Annotated in this window: 6 protein-coding genes and 1 pseudogene; 4 read left to right on the top strand and 3 right to left on the bottom strand. The window is 77.2% G+C overall.

Translation table 11 applies throughout. The features are described from left to right. Nucleotides 1–114: 114 nt before the first annotated feature. Both SSBG_RS25965 and SSBG_RS25960 read right to left on the bottom strand, forming a co-directional pair. A complete protein-coding gene (locus SSBG_RS25965) occupies nt 115–1,536 on the bottom strand; it encodes a hypothetical protein (protein WP_008749022.1) in 1,422 nt (473 codons plus the stop codon). 592 nt (nt 1,537–2,128) lie between these two features. Then, nucleotides 2,129–2,509, bottom strand: coding sequence for an ankyrin repeat domain-containing protein (locus SSBG_RS25960; protein WP_008749021.1), 381 nt, complete (start codon nt 2,507–2,509; stop codon nt 2,129–2,131). A 437-nt stretch (nt 2,510–2,946) separates the two neighbouring features. On the opposite strand from SSBG_RS25960, the gene SSBG_RS25955 reads away from it, so the two are divergent. Both SSBG_RS25955 and SSBG_RS25950 read left to right on the top strand, forming a co-directional pair. Further along, the gene (locus tag SSBG_RS25955) at nt 2,947–3,141 is read left to right on the top strand and encodes a hypothetical protein (RefSeq protein WP_037871955.1); all 195 of its coding nucleotides are present in this window, start codon (nt 2,947–2,949) and stop codon (nt 3,139–3,141) included. Nucleotides 3,142–3,290: 149 nt separating this feature from the next. Continuing rightward, nucleotides 3,291–4,925, top strand: coding sequence for a membrane protein (locus tag SSBG_RS25950; RefSeq protein WP_037870652.1), 1,635 nt, complete (start codon nt 3,291–3,293; stop codon nt 4,923–4,925). A 77-nt stretch (nt 4,926–5,002) separates the two neighbouring features. Here the strand turns inward: SSBG_RS25950 and SSBG_RS25945 are convergent, their stop codons facing one another. Then, nucleotides 5,003–6,571: a PLP-dependent aminotransferase family protein gene (locus SSBG_RS25945; protein WP_008749019.1), complete on the bottom strand. Its 1,569-nt coding sequence runs from the start codon at nt 6,569–6,571 to the stop codon at nt 5,003–5,005. Nucleotides 6,572–6,668: 97 nt separating this feature from the next. Here SSBG_RS25945 and SSBG_RS25940 point away from each other — a divergent pair, with 97 nt between their 5' ends. Beyond that, complete coding sequence (locus tag SSBG_RS25940; RefSeq protein ID WP_008749018.1) at nt 6,669–7,364, top strand: YczE/YyaS/YitT family protein; 696 nt, start codon at nt 6,669–6,671, stop codon at nt 7,362–7,364. Between the two features lie 25 nt (nt 7,365–7,389). Beyond that, nucleotides 7,390–7,494, top strand: a pseudogene (locus SSBG_RS32865) (glycerophosphodiester phosphodiesterase); the annotation flags it as partial.

The following is a 7,494-nucleotide window of genomic DNA, read 5'->3' as shown; positions in this document are numbered from 1 at the left end:
GTGCGGGGTGTCCCGCCGTCAGGCGCCCCCGCGCCACGCGCCTGCCGCGTCCGGACGCGGCGGCCGCGGCGGGGCGCCCGCCCCGCCGCGTGCCTCACGCCGCCGTCCTGTCCCTCACGCCGCCGCCGTGTCCGGGCCGATCCGGCCGCGTACGGCTGTCTGGACCTCGTCCTCCTCGGCCGGGTCGGCGGCGAGGCGGCGGAGCTGGGTGACGACGCGGCTGTCGGCCGTCTCGGCGTGGCGGGCGCCGAGTTCGCGGGTGGACTCCTCGCAGTCCCACAGGCATTCGACGGCGAATCCGGCCGCGAAGCGGGGGTCGATGGCGGCGAGCGCGCGGGCGGCGCGGCCTCGCAGGTGCGAGGAGGAGGTCTCGCGGTAGACGTGGCGGACGACGGGGGCGGCGCAGACGATGCCGAGCCTGCCGGTGCCGTCGAGGAGCGGGGCGAGCGCGGGATCGGCGGTGCCCAGGTCGCGTACGGCGGTGCGCAGGGCGGTGAGGACGAGGTGGGTGTCGCGGGTCGCGCCGCGCAGGGCGAGGAGCCGGCCCGCCGCCGCGCCGAGCCGGCCCGGGGTCCTGGCGAGGTCGCGGGCGCGTTCGACGGCGGCGACGGACGGGGTCCCCTCGAAGAGCGCCGCGGCGGTGTCGGCGACGAGGGAGGACGTACTCGCGGTGGCTTCGGCGAGCAGGTCGAGGGCGAGCGGTTCGCCGCTGTCGCGCAGGTGGCGCAGGGCGGCGAGGCGGGGGGCGTCGGCGCCGTCCCGGGCCGTGGCGAGGAGCAGTTCGCGGTCCTCGGGGCCGGCGACGGCGGCGAGGCAGCGGGCGGCGGGGGCGTGCAGGTCGGTGTCGTTCTCCTCCAGGGCGCGCCGGGCCCAGTCGAGGATCTCGGGGACGCTCCAGCCGGGCCGGGGGCCGGTGGGGGTCAGTTGCCGTTGCCAGCGGTCGAAGGAGCCGCGTTCGAGAGCGGCGCGCACGCGCGGGGCGTGCGGGGAGCCGGGGTCCTCGGCCCACAGGTGCCAGGGCCGCGGCTCGTAGGCGCCGCGCGCGGCGGCGGTGAGTTCGGCCTCGCCCTCGGGGGTGTCCGGGAAGCGGGCGAGCACGGGGGCGGCGAGGGCGCGCAGGGCGCGGTCGTCCTCCCGGACAGCGAGTTCGTCCAGCGCCCAGGCCCAGTTGGCGCCGCTGGCCACGTAGCGGCGCAGCAGGGCGAGCGCCTCGGGGCGCCCGTAGGAGCCGAGGTGGCCGAGGACGGCGAGGGCGAGCCCGGTGCGCGACTCCTCGGGGTCGAGGAGGTCGTCGGCGCCGAAGAGGTGGGCCTCGATGCCGTCGAGCGGGCCGTCGAGTTCGCGGTAGAGGCGCGCGTAGTAGAGGGAGCGGTTCTCCAAGTGCCAGTCGCCGCGCGGGTCCTGGCGGACGCACGTGTCGAGCGCTTCGAGGGCTTCCGCGCGGTGGGCGGTGAGGGCGTGCAGGGTGCCGTCGCCGCGGCCGCGCTGGAGCAGGCCCAGCAGGGTGCCGCTGGGCGCTATGACCGGATCGAACATGACAGGGGCCTCACATCAAGCTGTGGGTACGAACGGGGGGCGGACGGTCACCTGTGGCGCCGGCACGGCCGTGGACCCGTCGTCTGCCGCTTGCGCTCAGCCATCTTCCTCTGCCTCTCGGTCGGTGGCCCGGGGCGGGCCATTGCGCGGCCCGGGCGGTGGGCCACTTCTTCCCGTGGCGTCCGGACCCGAACCATGTGGCCATGATGGCGCAGGCGTCGATGCTCAGGCGAGCGCATTTACGGCGGGGGGACAAAACGCGTGGAAACACCCGCTGATTCCGGGCGTTCCCGCAGGTGGGAGCGGCGGGGCGGGCGTTGACAAGGGGGCGCCCGCCGCGGGGCGCGGGGTGGCGGGCCGGGTGGCCGGGCGCCTCATGTGTCGCACCGGCCCCACCCGTACCGGCCTCGCGGGGCGGCGGGCGGGTGGTACGCGCGGGAGCGGCCTGTGCCGTGGCGGAGGGTGACCGCCTTCCGCCGCGGAGGGTGACCGTACCCGTGCCGGAGGGCGGCCGTCCGCCGCGCCGGAGGGTGACGGCCCTCGCGCCGCACGGTGACCGGCCTTCGCGCCGGAGCGGCGGCGGCGCGGCGTCTCAGGCCGCCCCGAAGCGGGCGAGCAGTTCGGGCTTCCCGAAGATCCGCGCCGTGTCGACGGCCGAGGGGCTGCCGGCGTGCGGGTCGGCGCCCGCCGCGAGCAGCGCCTCCATCACCTCGTCCTCGCCCTTGAAGACCGCGCCCGCGAGCGGCGTCTGGTGGCGGTCGTTGGGGCGGTCGGGCTCGGCCCCGCGCTCCAGGAGCGCGCGGACCGCCCCGGCGTGGCCGTGGTACGCGGCGAGCATGAGCAGCGTGTCGCCCTTGTCGTTGGCGAGGTTCACCGGGACGCCCGCGTCGACGTAGGCGGCGAGGGCGTCCGTCTCGCCGGAGCGGGCGAGGCCGAAGAGGCGCGTGGCGAGCGCCACGACCTCCGGGTCCACGGCGTCCGGGGCGGGAGCGTCCGGGGTGGGAGCGTCCGGGCCGGGGGCCCCGGAGGTGTCCGCGGGGTGGGGTTCCGGGTGCTCGCCCCGGGTCGTTCCGTACGTGGGGTTCACGGGAGGGCCGCCTTGCGGGAGGGGGAGGGGACAGGGCAGCTCACCCGGCCCGGCGGAGCCTGCCGCCGTCCGGGTGAATCGCCAGCGTACTGCGCTCAGGCGTACACGAGCCGGAGGGCGGCGGGCAAAGATCGACGCGCACCGGCGAGGCGCGGAATCAGGGGGCGGGAAGGCGTTTCGCGGCCTCCGGAGCACGGGGAAGTTCGCCTCACATAAAGACGAAATGAGCGCTTGATCACTCATTTGCACCTTTTGTCGTATAGATACATGCTGTGAGCCTGGAAGAACTCATGGTGACTGTCCCCCTCAACCAGGAGAACCTCATGATCCTGTCCATCTCCGGCGTCATCCTGCTCGGCATCATCGTCTTCCTCTTCTGCCGGAAGGACGGCCTCAAGCCGCTGCACATGGTCGTGTGCGCGCTCTTCGGCTTCTACCTCGCCGGAACCGCGATCGCGCCGAGCATCAAGGCCGGGGGCGCCAGCCTCGCCTCGCTCCTCGGCGGCCTCAAGTTCTGAGGCCCGGCGCCCGTTCCCGCACGCCGGGGCCCAGGTCCCGGCGTGTTCCCCGTGCGCGGCGGCGCGCGCGGCCCGGGTCCCGCGCGGGGGCCCGGCAGTCACTCGTACGACTCCGTACGACTTCTCGTACGACTCCCCAGGAGACCGACGTGGCACGGCGACCACTCCCCCGCATCCTCCGCGACGGCGGCGCGTCCCTCGCGCGCGGCCGGGACCTGGCACGTTCGGCGGCGGACGGCGCCTCCGACGTGCTGCGCCCGCTGATCATCCTCGGCCGGGGGCTCGGCAGGCTCCTCGCGGCCGGGCGCCGCCGCTGGGCCGCGACGCCGAAGGAACGGCGCGGGCCGCTGCTCCTCCTCGTCGCCGCCGCCGTCCTCGCCGCGGGCCTCGCGCCGCACGGGCCGCTCGCCGCCCTGCTGGCCGTACTCGTCGCCGCCGGGTGGCTCGGGCGCGACCGCGCGCCGGAGCCCGGGGCGAGCGGGCCGGACGAGGAGCAGGCGGCGCGGCTCGCCTCGCTGTACGAGGCACTCGTCCCGTACTTCGCCGTGCCGGAGGCGCCCGAGCCGCTCTACGCGCACGGCGGCGACTGGCAGCGGGCGTTCGGTGACTTCGCCTTCGACGAGCGGGGGCGGCTGGACGCGCTCACCGCCGCCTATCCGGCGTCCTTCGCGGACGGGGACCCCGAGGCGCGGGCGGGGGTCGAGCGGCTGCTGCACGCGAAGTGCGGGCGGGGCCGCGAGTACCACTTCGGGTGGGAGGAGGAGGCGAACCGGCTCACTCTCACCGCGCTGCCGCCGCTGCCCACCGACATCCCCGCGCAGCCCTTCGTGACGAGTCCGGGCGAGGTGGTACTCGGGCTCACCGACGCGCTCGTGGTGCGGCGCACGGTGCCGCTCGTGGACGCGGGGGGCGCGGCGCTCGACGTCCCGCCCGTGGTGTGGCGCACGGGTGCCCGCTCGCCCGAGCCGCACCTGCTCGTCGCCGGGCGGCCCGGGAGCGGTACGAGCACGCTGCTGCGCGCCCTCGCCCTCCAGGCGCTGCGCGAGGGGGACGTGCTCGTCGTGGACGGCGGCGGCACGGGGGACTACACGTGCTTCGTGGGACGCGACGGGGTCCTCGGCGTCGAGTGCGGGCTCACCGGGGCGCTGGGGGCCCTGGAGTGGGCGGCGCGCGAGACGGAGCGCAGGCTCGTCGCGGCGAACCGGGCGCGGCAGGCGGGCGAGGCGCCGCCCGAGGACGTCCGCCGCCCGCTGTGGGTGCTCGTGGACCGGCCCGCCGTGCTCGGGCACCTGGCCCGCGCGCAGGGGCTCGCCGACCCGCAGAGCCACCTGCACGTGCCGCTGCGGCACGGCAGGGCGGCGCTCGTGACGGTCGTCGTGGCCGAGCAGTACGACTGCGTGGACGGGCTGGACCCGGTCGTCGCGCAGTACGCGCGGGCCCGGGTCGCGCTCGCGCCCGCGAGCGCGCGGCAGGCCGCGGAGATCCTGGGCGCGGCCCCGCAGTCCACCCCGGCGGGCGAGCTGCCCCCGGGGCGCGGGTACGCGCGCCTGGGCGCGGGCCCCGTGCTGCGGCTCCAGGTCCCGGCGACGCCCGACCCGTACGACGACTCGGCGGCCGACGCGCACCGCGAGGCCGTCCTCGCGCTCCTCCCCCGGCGCGGCGGCTCGAACCTGGCGAAGCAGGCGGGACCGGCCGAGGAGGAGTGCCCGAGCGAGGCGGCGGGCGCGGAGCCTGCGGAGGAGCCGGCGATCCGGCCGGTACGGGTGTCGGTGGCGGAGGGCTGAGCCGACGGGCCCCGGCGCGGCGGGCCCCGTACGGCGTCGGCGCGTCGGGCGAGGAGGCGGCGCCGCGCGGTGTCCCCTCAGGCGATGAGTCCGCGCTGCGCCGCCGTGTGCGCCCCCGCTCCCGCGCGGACCAGGTCCGTCGCGCGGGCCAGGCGGTCGGCGGCTTCCACGGCCAGGGGGCCGCCGACCGTGAAGGGGAGCCGGAGGTAGCCCTCGAAGGCGCCGTCCACGCCGAAGCGGGGGCCCGAGGGGACGCGTACGCCCGCCTCCTCGCCCGCGGCGGCGATGCGCGAGCCGGAGAGGCCGCCCGCGCGCACCCACAGCGTCAGCCCGCCGCGCGGGACCGTGAACTCCCAGTCGGGCAGCCGCTCGCGGATCGCGGCGACGAGAGCGGCGCGGTTGCTCGCCGCCTGGGTGCGGCGCAGCGCGACCGCCTCCTCCCAGCCGCCGGTCGTCAGGAGCCAGTTGAGGGCGAGCTGTTCGAGCACGGGGGTGCCCAGGTCGGCGTACGCGCGCGCCGCGACGAGCCGGCGGATCGTCTCCGGCGCCGCCCGGACCCAGCCGACGCGCAGCCCCGCCCAGAACGCCTTGCTCGCCGAGCCCACCGTGATGACCGTCGAGCCCGCCGGGTCGAAGGCGCACACCGGCCGGGGCATCGCGCCCGGGGCGCCGAGATCCGCGTCGAGCCGCAGTTCGGCCATCGTCTCGTCCACGAGCAGCACCGTGCCGGCCGCGCGCGCGGCCGTGGTGAGGGCGCGGCGGGTCTCCTCGTCGGCGAGGGCGCCGGTCGGGTTGTGGAAGTCGGCGACGACGTACGCGAGCCGGGGCACCGACTCGCGCAGCACCTGCCGCCAGCGCGCCACGTCCCAGCCGCCGGTGCCCTCGGCCATCGCGACGGGCACGAGGCGGGCCCCCGCGTCGCGCAGGAGCTGGAGGATGTTGGCGTAGCTCGGGGACTCGACGGCGACGCGTTCGCCACGCGGCGCGAAGAGGCTGATGATCGCGTCGGTGGCGCCCATCGCCCCGGTCGTGACCATGATCTGCTCGGGCATCGTGGGGACGCCGCGCGCCGTGTAGCGCTCGGCGAGGGTCTGGCGGAGCGCGGGCAGCCCGGCCGGGTAGTCGCCGTGGGTCAGGGCATAGGGCGCGAGGGCGTCCGTGGCGCCCCGCACGGCACGGGTGAGCCAGGGCTCGGGGGCCGGGAGGGAGGCGTACCCGAGGTCGATGAGCTGCCCGGCGCGCTCGGGGGGCAGCGGGCCGAGGCCGCGGGCGGGGAGCGGGGCCCCGGCGGGGAAGGCGATCCAGCTCCCGGCGCCGCGCCGGGACTCCAGGAAGCCGGCCTCGCGCAGCGCCTCGAACGCGGTCGCGACGGTGGTACGGCTGACGGCAAGTGCCGCGGCCAGTTCCCGCTCGGCCGGGAGCCGGGCGCCCACCGGGACCCTGCCCTCCAGGACGAGGACCCGGATGCCGTCGGCGAGGGCCTGGTACGCGGGGGTGTGCCGGGCGGGCCGCTCCCGGACCGTCCCGCTCCCCGCCTCCGCCGCCGGGTGCCCCTGCCCTTCGGTGGCCGGTTCCGGGGCCCGCTGGGACGCGAGCAGCCGGGCGAGCTGCGCCGGACGGATGACCGCGATACCCCGCTCCGCCATGGAAATCAGTCCACTTCTCCTCAATTGGCCCTGTCGAGGGCCTTCCTGCGGCTTCCAGGGTGGCACGTACCAGTCCACTCCGACCTCCGGGGGCTCCATGACCACCGCTTCCCCGCCGCGCGCCGCCGCCTCGCTCCCCCGCCGCCTCGTCCATCTCTACGCCGGGCTGCTCCTCTTCGGCTTCAGCGACGGTCTGCTGGTGCTCGGGGGCCTCGGCGTCGAGCCGTGGAACCTCTTCCACCAGGGGGTGGCCCGGCGCACGGGGCTGAGCATCGGGACGGTCGCGATCATCGCGGGGGCGCTCGTGCTGCTGCTGTGGTGGCCGCTGCGCCAGCGGCCCGGGCTCGGGACCGTCTCGAACGTCTTCCTCGTCGGCCTCTCGATGGACTGGACGCTCGCCCTGCTCCCCTCCGCGCATTCCTGGCCGGTACGGACCGGGCTGCTGCTGGCGGGCATCGTGCTCAACGGCGCGGCGACCGGCCTCTACATCTCGGCGCGCTTCGGGCCGGGCCCGCGCGACGGCCTGATGACGGGGCTGCACCGGCGCACGGGCCGTTCCCTGCGGCTGTGCCGGACCTTCGTGGAGATCACGGTGGGCCTCGTCGGCATCGCGCTCGGCGGGACGCTGGGGATCGGCACGATCCTGTACGCGCTGACGATCGGCCCCCTCGCGCAGTTCTTCCTCGGCGTCTTCGCCCTCCCCGGGCCGGACCCCGCGCCCGGCTCCCCGCCCGGCTCCCCGCGGGGCCCCGCGCCCGGTCCCGTCGCGCCCCCCGGCCCCGGGCGGGCCTGAGCGCGCGCGGTGCCATACTGCGCGCGTGAACACCCCGGCCCCCGCCCCGCACCCGTTCCTCGACCACCCGCTCCCCCTCGCCTTCGCCCACCGGGGCGGCGCGGCGGACGGCCTGGAGAACACGGAGACA

It is taken from the genome of Streptomyces sp. SPB074, from assembly GCF_000154905.1.
Lineage (GTDB): Bacteria > Actinomycetota > Actinomycetes > Streptomycetales > Streptomycetaceae > Streptomyces.
This window is presented reverse-complemented; position numbering and strand designations above follow the sequence as displayed.